The sequence below is a fragment of the Trinickia mobilis genome, assembly GCF_017315705.1.
Taxonomy (GTDB): Bacteria; Pseudomonadota; Gammaproteobacteria; order Burkholderiales; family Burkholderiaceae; genus Trinickia_A; species Trinickia_A mobilis.
The window spans coordinates 1-2,194 of sequence record NZ_JAFLRF010000107.1; the positions used below are offsets into that span (position 1 = coordinate 1).

Sequence of the window (2,194 nt, forward strand, 5' to 3'; positions counted from 1 at the left end):
CGCGGCACGCCGGCGGAACAGCGGATTCGGGTTGTCGACGGCGCCCTGGTACAGCACGGAGAACTCTCCGAACGCCTTGAGCGCGTCGTGAATGTCCTTGTCGGCACGCACCGCGAACGCATCGAAGCCGCAGCGCGCGAGGTAGTGCAGCTGGTCGCGCAGCACGTCGCCGATCGCGCGCAACTCGCCCGTCCAGCCGTAGCGTTCGCGCAGCAGACGCGCGGTGCTGTAGCCGCGGCCGTCGCGGAACACCGGGAAATCGACGCCGATCAGCGAAATCTTGTCGAAATCGGCGACGATGTCGGCCGGCTCGCTGTCCGGTGCGAGCCACACGCCGAGCTCGGCACGGCTTTTCGTCGCGACCAGCGCGTCGCGCGCGGCCTGCCACAGCGCGAGCGGCACGAGCACCTTGCCGGCCGGCAGCGCGTCCACCGCGGGCAGCGCGCCGTCTTCTGCGGCACGTACGACGGTCCAGTCGTCGCTGACGACCGAGCGGTTCTTGATAATCGAAGTCATCTGCAAATAATCCTCTGGCGAGTCGCGCGTCAAGCGTGCGCCGGTTGACGCGACGCGTACACGCGTTCCTTGAACGGTGCGACGCCGATGCGGTTGTACGTGTCGATGAAACGCTCGCCGTCGATGCGGTTTTCGATGAAGGTGTCGATCACCTTCGACATCACGTCCGGCATTTCCTCGGCCGAGAACGACGGCCCGATCACGCGGCCGAGATGCGCGCCGGTCGCGCCCGTGCCCTGCTCGCCGCCGAGCGTGACCTGGTACCACTCGGAGCCGTCCTTGTCGACGCCGAGAATCCCGATGTTGCCGACGTGGTGGTGGCCGCACGAGTTGATGCAGCCCGATATGTTCAGCGACAGGTCGCCGAGGTCGTGCACGTAGTCGAGGTCGTTGAAGCGGTCCTGGATCGCCTGTGCGATCGGCAGCGACTTCGCATTCGCGAGCGAGCAGAAATCGCCGCCCGGGCACGCGATGATGTCCGTCAGAAGGCCGATGTTCGGCGTCGCGAAGCCTTGCTTCTTCGCTTCTTCCCACAGGGCGTACAGGTCGCGCTTCTTCACGTTCGCAAGAATCAGGTTCTGCTCGTGAGACACGCGGATTTCGCCGAGCGAGTACTTATCGGCCCAGTCGGCGACGGCTTCCATTTGCACGTCGGTCGCATCGCCAGGCGCGCCGACCGCGGGCTTCAGCGACAGCGTCACCGCCGCGTAGCCCCGCACCTTGTGCGGACGCAGGTTGCGCTCGATCCAGCGCGCGAACGGCTTGCTTTCGAGCAGATGCTTTTCGAACGAGGCGTCGGTATCCGACAGCTTCTCGTATTGCGGCGGCTGGAAGTACTGCGCGACGCGGTCGTACTCTTCTTGCGTGAGCGTGGACGGGCCGTCCTTCAGGTGCTGCCATTCCTCTTCGACCTGCTGCGCGAACTTCTCGGCGCCGAGCGCCTTCACGAGAATCTTGATGCGCGCCTTGTACATGTTGTCGCGGCGGCCGAAGCGGTTGTAGACGCGCAGCACGGCCTCGCAATAGGTGAGCAGGTGCTGCCACGGCAGGTTTTCGCGGATGATCGAGCCGATGAGCGGCGTGCGGCCCAGGCCGCCGCCCGCGAGAATCGCGCAGACAACCTCACCGGCTTCGTTCTTCGACAGATAGACGCCCAGGTCGTGGATCTGCACCGCGACGCGGTCTTCCTTCGAGCCCGACACGGCGATCTTGAACTTGCGCGGCAGCCAGTTGAATTCGGGGTGGAACGTCGACCATTGGCGCAGAATCTCGGCCCACGGACGCGGATCGACGATTTCGTCTGGAGCGACGCCGGCGAACTGATCGGCGGTGATGTTGCGGATGTCGTTGCCCGAGGTCTGGATCCCGTGCATCTGCACCGAAGCGAGCTTTGCGAGAAGCTCCGGCGTTTCCTCGAGCTTGATCCAGTTGTACTGGATGTTCGTGCGCGTCGAGAAGTGGCCGTAGCCGCGGTCGTGCTCGCGTGCGATGCGCGCCAGCATCCGGAGCTGATCGCTGCGCAGGTTGCCGTACGGAATCGCGATGCGGTGCATGTAGGCGTGACGCTGCATGTACAAGCCGTTTTGCAGGCGCAGCGGACGGAACTCTTCCTCGCTCAATTCGCCGGACAGGCGGCGGCGAACCTGGTCGCGGTACTGCGCGACGCGCTCGTCGACGA

Annotated in this window: 2 protein-coding genes; both read right to left on the bottom strand. The window is 65.1% G+C overall.

Annotation, left to right across the window (positions count from 1 at the left end; translation table 11 throughout):
* A partial coding sequence (locus tag J3489_RS37115; protein WP_207005756.1) for a DUF934 domain-containing protein occupies positions 1-516 on the bottom strand: 516 nt, incomplete at its 3' end.
* 29 nt (positions 517-545) lie between these two features.
* A partial coding sequence (locus J3489_RS37120; RefSeq protein WP_207005757.1) for a nitrite/sulfite reductase occupies positions 546-2,194 on the bottom strand: 1,649 nt, incomplete at its 5' end.